Below are 18,905 nucleotides of genomic sequence, written 5' to 3'. Positions count from 1 at the left end.
GAAAAAAACGCATAATTTGTTGCTAAAACCGCAATTTCACCCAAATTGAGGCAAACAAGTTTACCCCGTTATGCGGGTCGGCGTAATAAAAATAACCAGTTCACGTTGTTTATAGTGCGCACGCTGGCGTTTGAACAGCTGGCCGAGCAGCGGGATCTCGGCTAAAAGCGGTACCTTATCCTTGGTTTGATGCTTTTGATGTTGGAAAATCCCTCCTAAAACAATGGTTTCGCCATCGGCAATGGTGACCTGGGTCTTAATTTCCTCCATATCGATGGAAACACTCTCATTTTCCCCTTGTTTGATCACCCGCCCCGGTACGTTCTGGCTCAGGCGCAAATCAAGGGTGACCCTGCCGTTGCGTAATACTTTTGGCGTCACTTCCATGCTCAATACGGCTTCCTTGAATTGAATTGCCGGGGCTTTGTTTTTACCGCCAGCCACCTGGTAGGGAATTTCGGTGCCCTGCTTGATGCTGGCGGTTTGCTGATGGGCGGTATAGAGGCGGGGGCTGGCCAGGATATCCACTTTATTTTCCTGCTCAAGCGCGGTAAGTTCCAATTCAAGCAGCCGTCCGCTCAGGCGCGCCAGGCGAAACCCCATGCTGGCGTAATGCTCGCCCAGGGGTAAATCGACGCCCAAGGAGGAGGACTGACTATTTCCGCCGCCGCCATGCTGCCAGTTCACGCCGATTTCCCGCAGGTTATCCCGGCTGATGGTCACGATATGGGCGGTAATCATCACCTGTTCCAGGGGCAGATCCCAGATATCTATCCAGCCGGCAAGCGTGGACAGCGCCGCTTCGGTGTCCCGCAGCACCAGTGAGTTGGTCCGTTTGTCCAGCATCACGCTGCCCCGTGGGGACAGCAGGGATTTGCGCAGCGAGCCGATATGTTTGGCCACCTCGCCGGCATCGGCATGGGCCAGCGTCACCAGCCGGTTGCACAAGGGCTGCTCCACCTCCCTGCGCCGCTCAGCCTCCTCGCCCTGGCGATGGGGAAACACCATCATCACGCCGTCCTGGCGCTCTAGGTGGAGCCGGCCGGTGCGCGCGATCAGCTCCACCGCCTGCTGCCAGGACACATTCCGCAGGTTCAGGCTGATATTGCCTTCAATGCCGGGGGCAATCACCAGGTTCAGGCGCTGATGCTCCGCCAGGGCGCGCAGCACCTGCTGTATCGGCGCGTCATCGAACACCAGCGTTACCGGCTTGCCGCCGCCGGCCGGCGCCCGCCCCGCAAGCGCCGTGCCAGGCCCCCCTATCGCTAGCAAACACAACATCAATCCCAACATCAGCGCGTATCCTTTCACAGTCCATCGTCCTTTTATTGAGTTATTTCGTTATGATCGTCATGATCCTGATTTTCAGGCGGGCGCGGCACAGCGAGCCGCCGCCAGCGTCCCTGGCCGTCAACGGTCCAGAATAGCCAACGGCCCCCCGCGCCTACCTTCCCTTTAATCGCCCCGATCGGGCCGGCTGCCTCCCCCTGCCGGGCAGATCCCGGTCTTGGCGCCGCTTGCGCCACCGGCGCCGGCTGAAAAGGATCGCGTTCCGGCGCCGTCTTCGCCCTGTCGTCGCCGGCGTCGCGCGCATCGTCCGCCGCATTCCTGAGATCCCCCGCCGTGATGTCCAAATTAGCCGCGTTATCCTTCGCACCCTCTTCTGTCAAGGCGGGCACCGACAGCATCAGCTCAACCTCAAGGCGCGTGTCACGGCGGCTGACGGATAACGCGTCCAACGTTCGGGCACCGTCCTGGGAGGCCAGGTTTCGCAGTATGCGCCGCAGCCCCGCATAGTCCGTGGTGACCGCCAGCGACCAGAGATCCGAAGCATGCCCGGGGTCGCCGGGAGCGCCAAACGCCTGCCAGGCGATTTTTTCAGCCCGGCCGGGATGGATGGCGGCGATAAACGCGGCCGGATCCCGGCGCAGTTTTTCACCCGCCGCGATGCGCCGGCTTAAGCGCCCGATAGCCTCGTCCAGCCGCTCCGGGGAGAGCAAGCCGTCCTGCGCCTGCCCGTGCGACGCGTTTTCGCTCTCACAGCGCTCGATATCCTGGCGCAGCTGCGCCACCAGATCCTGTTCAGGCCGCAGCACCAGCAAGACGCCGAGGGCGATGTAGCCGCCGACCGCGACCTGTGCCAGGGCCAGCGTGCGCCAGGGACGTTCCATCCAACGCCAGAACCAGGGTTCAGCGCGCGGCATCGTCCGTCACCCCGCCAGGCCACGCCGTTTGCCAGTCAAAACTGAAACGACCCTGTTCCCGCTGGCTAATCTCCCGCCATCGTCCGGGGGCGCTCCAGGCATGCCGCGAGAGCTGGCTGTTTACCGTGCCGATGTCATCATAGCGTTCGCTGCAGCCGCTTACGCTTAACCGCCCGTCCCGCTGCCGCAGCGCGGTTAACCACAGGCCCGGCGGCAACAGGCCCGGCAATTCATCGAACAACCGCTGGTAACGCTGGTTGTGGGCTTTAGCCTGGCGCTGGAGCCGCAGCGTTCGCTCCAGCCGTTGATGCCATTCGATGCGTTGCGTCAGCCGCAGCCGCAGCTCATGCGCCCGCGTTTCCCGCTGTTGCCACTGCGCCAGCCGGACGCCAAGCCCGGGCTGTTCTTTGCGCCAGCGCAGCGCCTGCAGGCCCATCAGGCCCGAGGCCAGCAGCAGCTCCGCCGCCAGCACCAGCATCAATACCCTTGCGCGCCGCCGCCGGCGTTGCCGCCGCCACGGCAGCAGGTTGACCTGGCACATTATGCATCCCCGGGGCGCACGGCCAGCCCGCCCGCGATGGTAAACGCCGCCGGCCACGCCGGCATGGGGGGATGCGCCTGCCACAGGGCGCTAAAAGGCGACCATGGCAGGGCGTCCGCCTGCGGCGCGCGCAGGATGTCGCTGCTTAAATAGACCGGTTCGCCCGCGCCATGGCCGCGACGGTAGCGCTGGTCAATCAAACTGCGGGCCGCCGGCAGGGACGGGGCCTCGCAGACGGTGATAAAACCGAACTCCAGGGGGTGCGCCAGCGGCGAGGCCCATTGCCACCCCGCCCGCGAAGCGTGGACCAGCAGCCGGTCCGGCGCCAGCCCCGCGGCGCCGGCCATGCAGCGCAGGGCGCAGGGAGCAATATCCAGCACGTCGGGAACCAGCCCGGCGCGTTCCAGGCAGTTTAGCCATTGCTCCACGGCCGCCTGCCGGGCGGCGGTCACCAGCAGGGTATCGGGCGCCTGCGGATCGCGCCGATAATCGAGCAGCAGTTTTTCATGGCCGATGGGGAAATGACGACGGGCGTGCGCGGCGATATACCACTCGCGTTCCGGCTCGCTCAGCCGGTTGTCCGGCGCCGCCATGCGCCGGTGCATCAACTCCGCCGCCGGCAGACAAACTCGTAACGAAATGCGTCCGGGCAGTTGCCTGCGCCACGCCGACAATTGCCGCTCCAGCCCGGCCGGAGGCGAACCCCCGACGCCGTCCCGCGCCGCTTCCGGCAGGTTTTGCTGCCACCACTGGCGAAGCTGCCAGCCCTGCCGCCGACGCTGCACCGCCAGTGCGCGCGCGGTACCGTTTTCAAACGCCAAACCGACCTGCCAGGTGCAAAATCCCATGGTTGCCGAGCTCCCTCTCATCCGTTATCGTCCGTCATTAAAAGTACGTATCCAACGCGCTGGCTTACCTTTATACTAGCGCGCGGTTGTTTATAAACTGCCCAAATGACATGAAATGGGAAATCTCAGGTGAAGTTCGTAAAATATTTTCTAATCTTTGCAGTGTGTTGCATCCTGTTGGGAGCCGCCTCGATATTTGGCATGTACAAATACATCGAGCCGCAGTTGCCTGACGTCGCCACCCTGAAAGACATACGGCTACAGACCCCGATGCAGGTCTATAGCGCGGACGGCGAGCTGATAGCGCAATTCGGGGAAAAACGCCGTATTCCCCTGAAGCTTGATCAAATACCGCCGGAGCTGGTCCACGCCTTCGTGGCCACGGAAGACAGCCGGTTCTATGAGCACCATGGGGTTGACCCGGTGGGCATCATGCGCGCGGCCTCCATTGCGCTGATGTCCGGCCATGCGTCCCAGGGCGCCAGCACCATTACGCAGCAGTTGGCGCGCAACTTCTTCCTCAGCCCGGAACGCACATTGATCCGCAAAATCAAAGAGGCCTTCCTGGCGATCCGCATCGAACAGATGCTGACCAAAGATGAAATTATCGAGCTGTATCTCAACAAGATTTATCTCGGTTACCGCGCCTATGGCGTCGGCGCGGCCGCGCAGGTCTACTTCGGTAAAAACGTCGATCGGCTGACCCTGAGCGAAATGGCGGTGATTGCCGGCCTGCCGAAAGCCCCCTCGACGTTTAACCCGCTCTATTCCCACGAGCGGGCGCTGGCGCGGCGTAATTTTGTCCTGTCGCGCATGCTGGATGAGAATTTCATCACCCGCGAACAGTTCGAACAGGCCCGCGACACTGAACTGGTGGCCAACTACCACGCGCCGCAAATCGCCTTCTCGGCGCCTTATGTCTCTGAAATGGTGCGTCAGGACATGATGAAACGCTATGGGGAAAACGCCTACACCGACGGTTACAAGGTCTATACCACCATCACTAAAAAGCTCCAGCTGGCGGCGCAGGACGCCGTGCGCAACAACGTGATCGACTACGATATCCGCCATGGCTATCGCGGCCCGAGCAACGTGTTGTGGAAGGTGGGTGAAATGGCCTGGGACCAGAAACATATCGTCGATACCCTGAAAACGCTGCCGGTCTACGGCCCGTTGTTCCCGGCGGTAGCGACGCAGTCCGACGCCGAACAGGCAACCGCCGTAATGGCGGACGGCAGCACTATCGCCCTGCCGATGGCCGGCGTGCGCTGGGCGCGGTTATTTAAAACCGATACGCTGCAAGGCCCATTGCCGCGCAAGGTCTCCGACGTCGTCCAGCCCGGCCAGCAAATCTGGGTGCGCAAGGTCGGCGATATCTGGTGGCTGGCGCAGGTGCCCGACGTCAATTCAGCGCTGGTGTCGATCAATCCGCAGGACGGATCGGTCAAGGCGCTGGTGGGCGGGTTCGATTTTAATCAAAGCAAATTCAACCGCGTGACCCAATCGTTGCGCCAGGTCGGGTCGAATATCAAGCCCTTCCTGTATACCGCCGCCATGGATAAAGGGCTGACGCTGGCTACCATCCTCAACGACGTACCGATTTCCCGCTGGGATGCCGGCGCCGGTTCCGACTGGCGGCCGAAGAACTCGCCGCCGACCTATGACGGCCCGATTCGCCTGCGCCAGGGGCTGGGACAATCGAAAAACGTGATGATGGTGCGCGCCATGCGCGCCATGGGCGTCGATTACGCCGCCGAATACCTGCTGCGCTTTGGTTTCCCGGCGCAGAATATCGTGCATACCGAATCCCTGGCGCTGGGCTCGGCGGCGTTTACGCCGCTGCAGATGGTGCGGGGCTACTCGGTGTTGTCCAATGGCGGTTACCTGGTCGATCCGTACCTGATTACCAAAATCCAGGACGAAACGGGCCATACCCTGTTTGAAGCCAAGCCGAAGGTGGTCTGCGATACCTGCGACCTGCCGGTAATTTACGGCGACACCAATAAATCCGCCGTCTTGTCCGACGACAGCATGGAAAACGTCGCCGTCTCGCGCCAGCCCGATAATGCCCCGGCCGTGCCGATGCCGCGCCTGGAAACCGTTTCTCCGGCCCAGGCGGCGGCGGACGGCAGCCAACTGTATGCGCCGCACGTTATCAGCACGCCGCTGGCGTTCCTGATCCACGATGCGCTCAACAGCAATATCTTTGGCGAACCGGGCTGGATGGGCACCGGCTGGCGTGCCGGCAAGGATTTGAAGCGTCATGACATCGGCGGCAAGACCGGTACCACCAACGATTCCAAGGACGCCTGGTTCTCTGGTTACGGCCCGCAAACCGTTACCACGGTATGGATTGGCTTTGACGATCATCGCCGCAACCTGGGCCGCGCCACGGCGTCCGGCGCCATCAGCGATCAGATTTCCGGCGGCGAAGGCGGCGCCAAAAGCGCCCAGCCGGCCTGGGATGACTATATGAAGGTGGCGCTGGAAGGGATACCGGAGGAAAAAATCGCGCCTCCGCCGGGCATCGTTACCGTCAGCATCGACAAGAGCAGCGGCAAGCTCTCCGACGGCGGCGGCAACAGCCGAGAGGAATTTTTTATTGATGGCACACAGCCGAAAGACCGGGTCGTGCATGAAGTGGGCACTACCATGATGGATAACGGCGAATCTCACGAACTCTTCTGATTAGCGACCCATGGCACGCCGGGCCCCCTAACTCCGGGCTCACCCAGACATGTGATGGGAGAGCGTGCCAATAGGGTCGAAGCGGGCATGGATTTACCGCCCGACCGGACGCCGCAAGGCCCGCCAACGCCGGTGTTGTATTTTACTTGCGCACCAGCCACGCATGCGCCAAAAACAGCGCGCTGACGTTGCGCGCCTCGCGAAAATCAGGCTCGTTAAGCAAATCCATCATGCGGTCGATCGGCCAGCGCACCTGCGGCAACGGCTCGGGCTCGTCGCCCTCGCGCCGCTGCGCATACAAATCCCGCGCCACCACGATATTCATTTTGCTGGAGAAATACGACGGCGCCATGGTCAGCTTGGTTAAAATATCCATCCGCCGCGCGCCAAAACCCACCTCTTCCATCAGTTCCCGATTCGCCGCCTCCAGCACCTCTTCACCGGGGTCGATCAACCCTTTGGGGAACCCCAGCTCATAATCCTCGATACCTACCGCATACTCCCGGATCAACACCAGATGATCGTCGATGATCGGCACTATCATCACCGCCTCCCGATCCGAAGGCTGCATTCTTTCATAAATCCGCCGCGCCCCATTGCTAAATTCCAGGTCGACGGATTCAACGTTAAACAATCGGGAGCGCGCGACGGTTTCAACTTTATGTATTTTTGGTTTTTGCAGATGCTTATCCATAATGGTCCCGGGCTGACAAAATGCATATAACAGCATAACCGCCTATGCGCACAAACAACAGGATCAGGGCGCCCATGTTGATTCGCATCCCCCCGCAACGCCGTCGGTGCGTGCAGCCGGCGTCACTTTCGGGCTTGCTTACCGGGTGTATAAATGCGAATCTGCCAGCGCGCCATACGGTGTTGACTGAAGGCCGGGTTGAATGATTGGCCGGACTGAACGGATGCAAATAGTTATAGCATGGCAAGTAAAAGAAAAGAATTCGGATTAAAATAGGAAAATACCGATATGTTGATAAAGGATGCATTGCTACCCTGTCTTTAGCATTGATAGTTGTCTCGTTTTTTTTCGCGCGGCCTATCAGCCAAACAATCGAATGCTTCGTTTCTCTATGACGAGCGCCGCGCCGCTTGCCGGGTGCGTATCATATTCTCGATGTGTCGTAACTTTTTCGTGTATCGATGGGGATGGCATGAGCACAATAGTAATTGTATTGGCCTTACTGTTGACCTGTGCGATCGCGTTTTACGGTTACCGGGCCTACCGCCGGCGCTCTATCCCGGCGTCGATTAAACGCCTGCCGTTGCTGCAGCCGCTGCCGCGCAAGCTATCCCCCAGCGAGCGCGAGGCCATCGAGCACTATTTCCAGCTTAATAAACACCTGCAATACAGCTCGCCGTTGGCGTCTCCGCCTTCGCCGTTCTCAGATTCGCTGGCTTTAACCCCCCAGAGCGAGAATATCTACGCGGTAACCCACGCCATCACCCGTTACGGACTGGCCACCGACGCACCGCATAAATGGCGCTATTTCCTCGACAGCACCGAAGTGCACCTGCCCCCGCTCTGGGAGCAATATATTGCCGAAGACAATCATGTCGAGCTGATTAAGACCGCCGGCATCCCCCTGGTCATCTCGCTCAACGGGCATTCACTGCTGGATTACATGTCCGCCGCCCCGTCCACCGCCGGTCCACCGCCGGTGGTGCCGAATTCGTCCATGCGCGAGCAGGAAACCGAGCAGGTCGAATTGCTTAATATCCGCAAGGAAACCCCCGAGGAATATGCGCTCAACCGACCGACGGGTATCTATGAGGCGGCGCTGTTAAGCGTGGCGTTATTATTGCTGTTCGTCAGCCTGCTGGCGCCGGTATTGACCGTGCCCTGGCTGATCGCGGTCGCCGGGGCGCTTATCGGCTGGGGCGGCTGGCGGTTGTTCCGCCGGCCGTCCGAAGGCGCGCGACGGGACGTGCACTGCCTGCGCGGCACGCCCAAGCGCTGGGGCCTGTTCGGGGAATCGGACCAAAACCGCATCAGCGCCATTTCGCTCGGCATTATCGACCTGAGCTATCCGCCCCATTGGTTGCCCTTTATCGGCCACGATATGGGCAAAAAGACCGATGTCGATATCTACGTCAACCGCCAGGTGGTGCGACAAGGAAGATACCTGTCCCTCCATGATGAAATGCGGCATTTCCCGGTCCAGCGCTTTGGCAAGAATTTGGTGCTGCTGTGCGGCTCGGCCCTGGTCCTTTGCCTGCTGCTGGTCTATGTGCCCCTGAGCCTGCCGCTAACGCTGAGCACGGCGTGGCTCAAAGGGGCGCAGGATATCCAGGCGGTGGATGTCAATATGCTGGCGGGCGCCCAGCTGCGCATCGGCGATACGCTGCGCGCCCAGGGATCGGGCATGTGTTATGTCAATACCGCCATGGCCCCGGACGCCCGGGATCCCTTTATTCCCTTCGATTGTTCCAGCATCTATTGGAACAATGCCGAGCCACTGCCCCTGCCGGAGTCCGACACGGTGGACAAAGCGGTGGCGCTGCTCAATTCCGTCAATGCCCAACTGCACCCTGAGCTGAATAACGACCCAAAAATCAATCCCGGCCTGGCGACCGCCATCCAGAAATCAGGCATGATACTGCTGGATGACTTTGCCGATATCGTGTTGAAAACCCAGGATTTGTGCCATGACGACAGCGCCTGTACGCGGTTAAAGACCGCGCTGATCAACCTGGCCAACGCCAAGGACTGGCCGTCGCTGGTTAAGCGCGCGCGCAGCGGCGCCTTGAAAGGCGTCAATGTCCTGCTGCGCCCGGTCAGCGCGGAAACGCTGCAAAACCTGGTGGCCACCGCCACCTCGTCGTTTTTCACCAGCGAGACCCGCGAGGCCACTAATGCGCTCAACAGTCCTTCGCCGGGCGGATTCCTGATCCAGAGCGATGAGGGTAAATTGCTGGTGGACCACCCGTTACCGGTCAGCTCCTTGTATGATTATACCGGGCTGGCGCAATGGAACGAGCTGCAGCGCCTCTCCGCCATGCTGTTGCATACCCCTTTCCGGGCTCAGGGGGTGATTACCAGCCTTAGCGTCGACGCCAACGGCACCCGCCATATCTCCCTGCACAGCGAACCCGATGCAATCACCGTCTGGCGCTACCTGGGCACCAGCGTGCTGCTGTTCCTGGTGATTATCATCGCGGCGGCCAACGCCGTCCTGCTGGTCCGGCGCCTGGGCAAAAACCGTCACCGCGCCCAGGATATCCAGCGTTATTATGAAAGCTGTTTCAACCCCAACCTGCCCACCGTCTCGTTAAAATCACTGAGTTAACCCACCGCGTCCCGGTATTCCCGACGCGGTCCGCGCACGGAATTTGCCTGTCATCCGCGAACGACTGGTATAATACCAAGACGTATCCTGATACCGGCGGCACAGTATCGCGGCATCTGCAGGGCAAACCCGCTGATAAACGGGTAAACCGTCCCTGCCAGCACACAGGAGGCACCATGAAACACCAGGATAAGGACCAGGACGGGCGGGATGAGGCCATCCGACTCGATAAATGGCTCTGGGCGGCCCGGTTCTACAAAACCCGCGCCATTGCCCGGGAAATGGTGGAAGGCGGCAAGGTCCACTACAATGGGCAGCGCACCAAACCCGGCAAGGTCATGGAGAGCGGCGCGGAGATTACGCTGCGCCAGGGCGATGACGAACGCACCGTGGTGGCGCTGACGCTAACGGCACAGCGCCGGCCCGCCGGCGAAGCGCAACAGCTTTACCAGGAAACGGCGCAAAGCGTGGCCAAACGCGAAAAGCTGGCCGCCGCGCGTAAAATAAACGCACAGAACATGACCCATCCGGACCGGCGACCGGACAAAAAAGAACGCCGCAACCTGATTAAATTTAAATATGGTGAACCGGGAGAGTAAGCCCGCCGCCACCGGCAAGAGAGATGATGATGGCAATTCATGACCAGCTGCACCGTTATTTATTTGAAAACTATGCCGTACGCGGTGAACTGGTTTCATTGCATGATACCTACCGGCAGGTCCTGGGCCGGCACGATTACCCGCCGAGCGTAAAAAACCTGCTCGGCGAAATGCTGGTGGCCACCAGCCTGCTGACTGCCACGCTGAAATTCAGCGGCGAGATCACCGTCCAGCTGCAGGGCGACGGACCGCTGCGCCTGGCGGTGATTAACGGCGACCACCAGCAGAACATGCGCGGCGTGGCGCGCATAGACGGCGCCATCGCCGAAAACAGCACGCTCAGGCAAATGGTCGGCAACGGCTACCTGGTCATTACGCTGACTCCGGACGAAGGCGAACGTTACCAGGGCGTGGTGGGATTGGAAGGCGAGCATCTCACCGACTGCCTGGAAAACTACTTCCTGCAGTCGGAGCAGTTGCTGACCCGGCTGTTTATCCGCACCGGGGAAGCTGACGGCAAGGTCGCCGCCGCCGGCATGCTGATCCAGGTATTGCCCGCGCGCGACGCCAGCACCGACGATTTTGACCACCTGGCGCAGCTGACCGCCACTGTCAAGGCGGAAGAGCTGTTTACCCTGCCGGCCGATGAGGTGTTATATCGCCTGTACCATCAGGACGAAGTGACGATTTATCCCCCGCAGGATGTGCAGTTTCTCTGCACCTGCTCGCGGCAGCGCTGTGCTGACGCGTTGCTGACGCTGCCGGGGCATGAGCTTGACGAGATGCTCGTTCAGGATGAAATCATCGATATGCATTGTGATTTCTGCGGCAGTCATTATGTGTTCACGGCCACGGACGTGGCGGGGATAAAGGCGGGCCGCGCGGGCCCGGAGACGCTATTGCACTGATATAACCGCCGGCAGGCACTCGACAGATATACTTGCCGATAGTAGCCTATGCTGAAGCTTTATTTATGCGTCAGCTCCCATATTGGTGTAAAACTTGCTGACGTAGGTTATTTCATGACCCACCTCTCGGTGAACCCATGGGTAAACCTTACAATCGCTACAGGTAATAATTTAAAGCTAAGGAGTCGTCTTATGGCAAGTCATGGTATCAACACGCAAGACCTGGTCGGCTATGGCATTACTAACTGTAGCGAAGTTGTTTACAACCCGGACTTTGCATTATTGTTCGAGGAAGAGACCGCGGATTCACTGCAAGGATTCGAGCGCGGCACGGTCACCAGTTCCGGGGCCGTGGCCGTGGATACCGGTATCTTTACGGGCCGCTCGCCGAAGGACAAATATCTGGTGCGCGACGGCGTGACGCGCGATACCGTCTGGTGGTCCGATCAGGGTAAAGGTAACAACGACAATCATCCGCTCAGCCAGGAAACCTGGAGCCAGCTTAAGCAATTAGTCGGTAACCAGCTTTCGGGAAAACGTCTGTTTATCGTTGATGCTTTTTGCGGCGCCAATGAAAACAGCCGGTTAAAAGTTCGCTTTATTACCGAAGTGGCTTGGCAAGCGCACTTCGTCAAGAACATGTTTATCCGCCCTTCCGACGAAGAACTGCAGGGCTTCAAACCCGATTTTGTGGTGATGAACGGCGCCAAGTGCACCAATCCGGACTGGCAAAAACAGGGGCTGCACTCGGAAAACTTTATCGCCTTTAACCTGACGGAGCGGGTGCAGCTGATCGGCGGCACCTGGTACGGCGGCGAAATGAAAAAAGGCATGTTCTCGATCATGAACTACCTGTTGCCGTTGAAGGGCATCGCCTCGATGCACTGTTCGGCCAACGTCGGCGCCGACGACGATGTGGCCGTATTCTTCGGTCTCTCGGGCACCGGGAAAACCACGCTCTCCACCGATCCGCAGCGCCGGCTTATCGGCGACGATGAACACGGTTGGGACGACGACGGGGTGTTTAACTTCGAGGGTGGCTGCTATGCCAAGACCATCCATCTGTCCGAGGAAGCCGAGCCGGAAATCTACCACGCCATCCGCCGCGACGCCCTGCTGGAAAACGTGGTGGTCAGGGCCGACGGCAGCGTCGACTTTGACGACGGCAGCAAAACCGAAAATACCCGGGTATCCTACCCGATCTATCATATCGACAATATTGTCAAACCGGTATCGAAAGCGGGCCATGCGTCCAGGGTGATATTCCTGACCGCCGACGCGTTCGGGGTACTGCCGCCGGTAGCGCGCCTGACCGTTGAACAGGCGCAGTATCACTTCCTGTCCGGGTTTACCGCCAAGCTCGCCGGCACCGAACGCGGCATCACCGCGCCGACGCCGACCTTTTCTGCCTGCTTTGGCGCGGCGTTTCTGTCGCTGCACCCGACCCAGTATGCCGAGGTGCTGGCTAAACGAATGAACGCCGCCGGCGCCAAGGCCTATCTGGTTAACACCGGCTGGAACGGCACCGGCAAACGCATTTCCATCAAGAATACCCGCGCCATTATCAACGCCATCCTGAGCGGCGATATCGACGACGCGGAAACCATCACGCTGCCGGTATTCAACCTGGCGGTGCCGATGACGCTGGCCGGCGTCGACAGCCATATCCTCGACCCGCGCAAGACCTATGCCGAACCCAGGCTGTGGCAGGAAAAGGCCGACGACCTGGCCAAGCGCTTTATCACCAACTTTGATAAATATACCGACACGCCGGCAGGCCAGGCGCTGGTTAAAGCGGGACCGAAACTGTAAGCGCGCCTACGCCGGAGTTACACCCGGCGTGTTAAAGGGAGAGCGTGCCGATGTGGGGTTGAAGCGGCCTTCTCAGGCCGCAGGAGTGCCCCATGGCGCGGTAGGCCCGCTAGCGCCAGCCCCAATCAATGCCCCCGCGCAACGGGGGCGTCTTTTTGGCTGCAGCGCGGGCGTTAGCAGGGTGCGGCTACGCGGTTTTACGTACCGAGACCGAGGCCCCCGCCGCGCCGTCATAAGGGGTGGCGGGCAACGGCAGGTAAGCACGGATGCGCAGGCCGCCGCGCTCGCTGCTGCCGATATCCAGGGTGCCGTCATGGGCATCCACGATACGCTGCACGATAGCCAGCCCCAGGCCGGTGCCGCTGGTGCTGCGCGCGCTGTCGCCGCGCACGAACGGCTGGAACAGATATTTCAATTGGGAAGGCTCGATACCCGGCCCGTCGTCTTCCACCTCAAACCATACCCGATGCTCATCCCGGCCGCTGTTAACCCGGATCCAGCCGTTGCCGTAGCGGGCGGCGTTAACCACCATATTTACCGCCGCCCGTTTAATCGACAGCGGATTAACGTTAACCGTCAGCTCATCGTGGAACAGCGCGGTTTCGATAATACGCTCGTAACCGCTTTCCGCCGCCACCACTTCCGCCAGGATGCCGTTGAGATCGGCCAGTTCGGTCTGCATCTCCTGGCCGGTGCGCAGGTAATCGATAAACTGCTCGATGATAGCGTTACACTCTTCGATATCTTTATTGATCGACTCGGCGAGATAACCGTCCTCGGCGTTCATCATCTCGGTCGCCAGGCGGATGCGCGTCAGCGGCGTGCGCAGATCGTGGCTGACGCCCGCCATCAGCAGGGTACGATCGTCGGCCAGCATCTTGACGCCGGAGGTCATCTGGTTAAAGGCCCGCGTCACCGATCGCACCTCGGAGGCGCCGTACTCGCGCAGCGGCGGCGGAATAATGCCTTTGCCCACCTGCAGCGCGGCGTGCTCCAGATCCACCAGCGGCCGGTTTTGCATGCGGATAAACAGCCACGCGCCGCCTATCGCCAGCAACATGATGGCCAGGGTATAACGGAATAAAGGGGAAAAATCACCCTGATGGATTTCAGTTAGCGGAATGCGCACCCAGATATCCGGCGACAGCCAGGTCTTCAGCCAAACCACCGGGGAATTCTTGGTGACTTCCACCCGCACATCGGTAGGGCCGCCGAGCTGCTGGGCCATCTGCTGGCTCAGGAACTCATAATGCTGCGCCCAGCGCAGGCCGCTGTCCTCGGCCGCCGCATTGGTATACAGGGAAATGCCCAGCTCACGGTAAATCTCGCGCCGGAACGCCGGCGGGACCTCCAGCAAGGTGCCGTCCTCAAGCTGCAAACGGTCGGTCATCAGCATGCGCACTTCGTACGCCAGCACTTTATTGAACTGCTGCAGGCTGGGTAATATCGCGAAATTCAGCACCACAAGGTAGGTCGTCACCAGGCTGACGAACAGCAGGGTAACGATTAACAACAAACTCCGTGCAAAAGAACTGCGCGGAGAGAAGCGCCATCGCCTCATGCTTTACTGCCGTCCGGCACAAATACGTAACCCAAACCCCAAACGGTCTGGATATAGCGTGGGTGGGCGGGATCTTCCTCGACCATGCGGCGCAGGCGGGAAATCTGCACGTCGATCGAACGCTCCATGGCGCTGTATTCACGGCCGCGGGCCAGGTTCATCAACTTATCGCGCGATAACGGCTCGCGGGGATGGCTGACCAGCGCCTTAAGCACCGCAAATTCACCGCTGGTCAGCGGCATGGGCTCGTCCTCGCGGAACATCTCGCGGGTGCCGAGATTCAGCTTAAACTTACCGAAGGCGATAATCGCCTCTTCCTGGGAAGGCGCGCCGGGCAGCTCATTGGCCTGGCGCCTGAGCACCGCGCGGATGCGCGCCAGCAGTTCGCGCGGATTGAAGGGCTTGGGAATATAGTCGTCAGCGCCGATTTCCAGCCCGACGATGCGATCCACTTCCTCGCCTTTGGCGGTGACCATGATAATGGGCATCGGATTGCTCTGGCTGCGCAGCCGGCGGCAAATCGACAGTCCGTCCTCGCCCGGCAACATCAGGTCCAGCACCATCAGGTGAAATGACTCGCGCGTCAGCAAACGGTCCATCTGCTCGGCGTTGGCGACGCTGCGCACCTGGAACCCCTGCTCGGTTAAATAACGCTCCAGCAGTGCCCTTAAACGCATGTCATCGTCCACGACCAGGATCTTGTAATTCTCTTGCATTGTTCTCTCTCCCAAAGGCGATACGCCCGTAAGCGTATTGTTCAGAAACCTGTAAGGCACCGACAGCGGTTTCAGGTGTATATTCTAAGCAAAATTGTTACAAAGCATATGGAAATACGTAGTTATCCACACTTTAGGCAAAAAAACGCGCTTTATGACGATTATCGCCAGCCTTAACCGGTATTTATCCACAATTGCCGGGGTGACGATAATGGAACCATCCGGGTAGGATGATTGTTCCCCTTACCCCCGCTAAAGTAAACCACAGCGGGCTGATATTTCGCCTATTTCAGCTATTCGTCCAACGGCGCCTGATAGGAAATTTTATTGACGTACCAGGTTTTCAGGCCGGTGGGCGTAGTCACCGCCGCCTCGTCGTCCACCGCTTTTTTTAGCAAGGCGCGCGCCATCGGCGAATCAATGGAAATATAGGTTTTATGCTTAAAAATCTCATCCGGCCCGACAATACGAAAACACAGCCGTTCGCCCTGTTCGTTTTCCACCTCCACCCAGGCGCCGAAAAATACCCGGCCTTCCTGCTGCGGCGAATAATCCACCACCCGCGCTTCCTTCAACACCCGGCGCAGATAGCGTACCCGGCGATCGATTTCACGCAGGATCTTTTTGTTGTAGTGATAATCGGCGTTTTCGCTGCGATCGCCGAGGCTTGCCGCCCAGGAGACCTTTTCCGTGATCTCGGGACGATAGCGCTTCCAGAGATGATCTAACTCTTCCTGGAGCTCCTGGTAGCCCTGACGGGTAATTATGTTGGTTTTCATCGTGACCGTTTAGCAAATGAAAGAAGCCGTACCGGTGAAATATACCATAGACCGCCGGCTCGCGGCGCGGCGGTAACGCCCATAACCCTACTCCGGCCGCGGGACCTTGAACAATGCCGCAACTTTAACCGTTAACACCCCCCGCGACGGTCAGATAACTGGCATTTTGACGGCGCAATACGTATAACTGTCCACTGCATAAGTAACCCATAACGTGATGACGACCATAACAGAATGATGAATGAACCTTTGAATCGCCTTATTGCCGCAGAGCTGAAAGCCCGTCCCGAGCAGGTTGACGCCGCCATTCGCCTGCTGGACGAAGGGAATACCGTTCCTTTTATCTCGCGCTATCGTAAAGAGGTCACCGGCGGCCTGGACGATACCCAACTGCGCCAGCTGGAAACCCGTCTCGGCTACCTGCGCGAGCTTGAGGAACGGCGCCAGGCTATCCTGAAAGCCATCGGCGATCAGGGCAAGCTGACCGAGCAGCTGGCGGGCGCCATCAACGGCACGCTGAGCAAAACCGAGCTCGAAGATCTTTACCTGCCCTATAAACTGAAACGCCGCACGCGCGGGCAAATCGCCCTGGAAGCCGGCCTCGAACCGCTGGCCGAGGCCTTATGGCGGGATGCCAGCCGGCAGCCGGAAGAGGTGGCGGCGGCTTACGTCGACGCCGACAAAGGCGTGGCCGACGTCAAGGCGGCGCTGGACGGCGCGCGTTATATCCTGATGGAACGTTTTGCCGAGGACGCCGCGCTGCTGGCAAAAATCCGCCATTACCTTTGGAAAAACGCCCATCTGGTGGCCAGCGTCATCGCCGGTAAAGAAGACGAAGGCGCAAAGTTCCGCGATTATTTTGCCCATCATGAGCCGCTGGCGCAGGTGCCCTCCCACCGCGCCCTGGCCATGTTCCGCGGCCGCAACGAGGGTATTTTGCAAATCTCGCTGAATGCCGATCCGCATACCGACGAGCCGCCGCGCGAAAGCCACTGCGAACAGATGATCATCGATCACCTGCAGGTGCGCCTCAACCAGGCGCCGGGCGATGCCTGGCGCCGGGCGGTGATTAACTGGACCTGGCGCATCAAGATCCTGCTGCACCTGGAAACCGAACTGATGGGCAGCATCCGGGAAAAGGCCGAGGAAGAGGCCATCCAGGTATTTGCCCGCAATATGCACGACCTGATGATGGCCGCGCCGGCGGGCCTGCGTCCGACCATGGGACTGGACCCGGGGCTGCGCACCGGCGTCAAGGTGGCGGTAGTGGACGCCACCGGCAAGCTGGTGGCCACCGATACCATCTATCCCCATACCGGCCAGACGGCAAAAGCGGTGGCGGCGGTGGCGGCCCTGTGCCTGAAGCATCAGGTGGAGCTGGTGGCCATCGGCAACGGCACCGCATCACGGGAAACCGAACGCTTTTTTGCCCTGGTAAAAGAGCAGTTCCCCAAGGTGACCGCCCAGAAGGTGATCGTCAGCGAGGCCGGCGCGTCGGTTTACTCCGCCTCGGAGCTGGCGGCGCTGGAATTCCCCGACCTGGACGTTTCGCTGCGCGGCGCGGTGTCCATTGCCCGCCGCTTACAGGATCCGCTGGCGGAGCTGGTCAAGATCGACCCCAAATCCATCGGTGTCGGCCAGTATCAGCACGACGTCAGCCAAAGCCTGCTGGCGAAAAAGCTCGATACCGTGGTGGAGGACTGCGTTAACGCCGTCGGCGTTGATTTGAATACCGCGTCGGTGCCGCTGCTGACCCGGGTAGCGGGACTGACCCGCATGATGGCGCAGAATATCGTCAGCTGGCGCGACGAAAACGGCCGGTTCCGCGATCGCAATCAATTGCTGAAAGTGGGCCGGCTCGGGCCCAAAGCCTTTGAACAGTGCGCCGGGTTCCTGCGCATCAATCATGGCGACAACCCGCTGGACGCTTCCACAGTGCATCCGGAAAGCTATCCGGTGGTCGAGCGCATTCTCAAGGCCACCGAGCTGTCGCTGGACGTCCTGCTGGGCAACGCCGGCGCGCTACGCGCCATTGACCCGGTCCGTTTTACCGACGATCGCGTCGGTTTGCCCACCGTGACCGACATTATCCGTGAACTGGAAAAACCGGGGCGCGACCCGCGGCCGGAATTCAAGACCGCCACCTTTGCCGACGGCGTGGAAACCCTGCAAGATTTAACCCTGGGCATGATACTGGAAGGCACCGTGACCAACGTGACCAACTTCGGCGCGTTCGTGGATATCGGCGTCCACCAGGACGGCCTGGTGCATATCTCCTCCCTGTCGGCGAGTTTTGTCGAGGATCCGCATAAAGTGGTCAAGGCCGGGGATATCGTCAAGGTGAAGGTGATGGACGTCGATTTGCCGCGCAAGCGTATCGCCCTGACCATGCGCCTGGATGAACAGCCGGGCGAAACCCTGAGCCGTCGCGACGGCGGCGGCGAGAAACGGCGCGACGCGCCGGCCCGCCCGGCGGCCAAATCACGGCCCGGCAGCCAGTCCGGCGCCGGCAACAGCGTATTGGGCGATGCCTTGGCCGCCGCGCTCGGTAAAAAACGCTGATGTGATATCACCCTTGGCCCGGGCGGCAAATCTTTCGTCCGGGACCAAGGGTGATTTATTTAACCGCCTTATTCATTACGCCAATATTTATTATCTTTCTCATTCTTGATCGCAGTCTAATTTATTCATTAATTATTTAACTAAAATATTATATTAATATTAGTTTAAAATAATAGTTGCCATTAATTTTCATTCAGGCCGCCGAGGTAAATCTATTTACGAATAAGTTTCATTTGCCAATGAGAGCTATTGATGTTAAAACAGGGCTATAACATATATAGCACCACAAACACGACAAATCGTCCCGTAAACGCGTGCCTGTCATTAAACGCATTAACTATTATTCAAGCTCAGGACTTATTCAGTAAGTAGCGCGAGAATTATT

Annotated in this window: 14 protein-coding genes; 6 read left to right on the top strand and 8 right to left on the bottom strand. The window is 59.6% G+C overall.

Annotated features, from left to right (window positions below; genetic code table 11):
* Window positions 1–60: 60 nt before the first annotated feature.
* From hofQ to pilM, 4 genes are read right to left on the bottom strand one after another with little or no spacing between them, the layout of a single operon-like run.
* Window positions 61–1,311 carry a DNA uptake porin HofQ gene (gene hofQ, locus GRH90_RS17230; RefSeq protein WP_312857198.1) on the bottom strand — a complete coding sequence of 417 codons (1,251 nt, stop codon included), beginning with the start codon at window positions 1,309–1,311 and terminating at the stop codon, window positions 61–63.
* Between the two features lie 14 nt (window positions 1,312–1,325).
* Window positions 1,326–2,204 (bottom strand): hypothetical protein, encoded by an 879-nt coding sequence (locus tag GRH90_RS17225; RefSeq protein WP_162367191.1) that lies wholly within the window; start codon window positions 2,202–2,204, stop codon window positions 1,326–1,328.
* Complete coding sequence (locus tag GRH90_RS17220; RefSeq protein WP_162367190.1) at window positions 2,191–2,745, bottom strand: PilN domain-containing protein; 555 nt, start codon at window positions 2,743–2,745, stop codon at window positions 2,191–2,193. The genes GRH90_RS17225 and GRH90_RS17220 overlap by 14 nt, the downstream gene beginning before the upstream one ends.
* Window positions 2,745–3,614 (bottom strand): pilus assembly protein PilM, encoded by an 870-nt coding sequence (pilM, locus tag GRH90_RS17215; RefSeq protein WP_162367189.1) that lies wholly within the window; start codon window positions 3,612–3,614, stop codon window positions 2,745–2,747. Before pilM ends, GRH90_RS17220 begins: the two co-directional genes overlap by 1 nt.
* A gap of 108 nt (window positions 3,615–3,722) precedes the next feature.
* On the opposite strand from pilM, the gene mrcA reads away from it, so the two are divergent.
* Window positions 3,723–6,281, top strand: coding sequence for a peptidoglycan glycosyltransferase/peptidoglycan DD-transpeptidase MrcA (gene mrcA, locus GRH90_RS17210; RefSeq protein ID WP_162367188.1), 2,559 nt, complete (start codon window positions 3,723–3,725; stop codon window positions 6,279–6,281).
* Between the two features lie 142 nt (window positions 6,282–6,423).
* Here mrcA and nudE read toward each other — a convergent pair whose 3' ends face one another.
* Window positions 6,424–6,975 (bottom strand): ADP compounds hydrolase NudE, encoded by a 552-nt coding sequence (nudE, locus tag GRH90_RS17205; RefSeq protein ID WP_162367187.1) that lies wholly within the window; start codon window positions 6,973–6,975, stop codon window positions 6,424–6,426.
* A gap of 472 nt (window positions 6,976–7,447) precedes the next feature.
* Here nudE and GRH90_RS17200 point away from each other — a divergent pair, with 472 nt between their 5' ends.
* The 4 genes from GRH90_RS17200 to pckA all read left to right on the top strand — a co-directional run bounded on the left by GRH90_RS17200 (window position 7,448) and on the right by pckA (window position 12,902).
* Window positions 7,448–9,583, top strand: coding sequence for an IgaA/UmoB family intracellular growth attenuator (locus GRH90_RS17200; protein WP_162367186.1), 2,136 nt, complete (start codon window positions 7,448–7,450; stop codon window positions 9,581–9,583).
* A 176-nt stretch (window positions 9,584–9,759) separates the two neighbouring features.
* Window positions 9,760–10,182: a ribosome-associated heat shock protein Hsp15 gene (gene hslR / locus GRH90_RS17195; protein ID WP_162367185.1), complete on the top strand. Its 423-nt coding sequence runs from the start codon at window positions 9,760–9,762 to the stop codon at window positions 10,180–10,182.
* A gap of 29 nt (window positions 10,183–10,211) precedes the next feature.
* Window positions 10,212–11,090, top strand: a complete 879-nt coding sequence (gene hslO, locus GRH90_RS17190) for an Hsp33 family molecular chaperone HslO (RefSeq protein WP_162367232.1) — start codon at window positions 10,212–10,214, stop codon at window positions 11,088–11,090.
* 192 nt (window positions 11,091–11,282) lie between these two features.
* Window positions 11,283–12,902, top strand: a complete 1,620-nt coding sequence (gene pckA / locus GRH90_RS17185) for a phosphoenolpyruvate carboxykinase (ATP) (protein WP_162367184.1) — start codon at window positions 11,283–11,285, stop codon at window positions 12,900–12,902.
* Window positions 12,903–13,089: 187 nt separating this feature from the next.
* On the opposite strand, the gene envZ is transcribed toward pckA, so the two are convergent.
* The 3 genes from envZ to greB all read right to left on the bottom strand — a co-directional run bounded on the left by envZ (window position 13,090) and on the right by greB (window position 15,958).
* Window positions 13,090–14,463, bottom strand: coding sequence for a two-component system sensor histidine kinase EnvZ (gene envZ / locus GRH90_RS17180; RefSeq protein ID WP_162367183.1), 1,374 nt, complete (start codon window positions 14,461–14,463; stop codon window positions 13,090–13,092).
* The gene (gene ompR, locus GRH90_RS17175) at window positions 14,460–15,179 is read right to left on the bottom strand and encodes an osmolarity response regulator transcription factor OmpR (RefSeq protein ID WP_003853014.1); all 720 of its coding nucleotides are present in this window, start codon (window positions 15,177–15,179) and stop codon (window positions 14,460–14,462) included. The genes envZ and ompR overlap by 4 nt, the downstream gene beginning before the upstream one ends.
* A gap of 293 nt (window positions 15,180–15,472) precedes the next feature.
* Window positions 15,473–15,958, bottom strand: coding sequence for a transcription elongation factor GreB (greB, locus tag GRH90_RS17165; RefSeq protein ID WP_162367182.1), 486 nt, complete (start codon window positions 15,956–15,958; stop codon window positions 15,473–15,475).
* 237 nt (window positions 15,959–16,195) lie between these two features.
* Here greB and GRH90_RS17160 point away from each other — a divergent pair, with 237 nt between their 5' ends.
* Window positions 16,196–18,520 carry a Tex family protein gene (locus GRH90_RS17160; RefSeq protein ID WP_178113197.1) on the top strand — a complete coding sequence of 775 codons (2,325 nt, stop codon included), beginning with the start codon at window positions 16,196–16,198 and terminating at the stop codon, window positions 18,518–18,520.
* The last annotated feature ends 385 nt before the right edge of the window (window positions 18,521–18,905 follow it).

The sequence above is a fragment of the Acerihabitans arboris genome (genome assembly GCF_010131535.1).
GTDB lineage: Bacteria > Pseudomonadota > Gammaproteobacteria > Enterobacterales > Enterobacteriaceae > Acerihabitans > Acerihabitans arboris.
The sequence above is the reverse complement of the archived record's forward strand: the minus strand, read 5'-3'. Positions and strand labels throughout refer to the sequence as shown.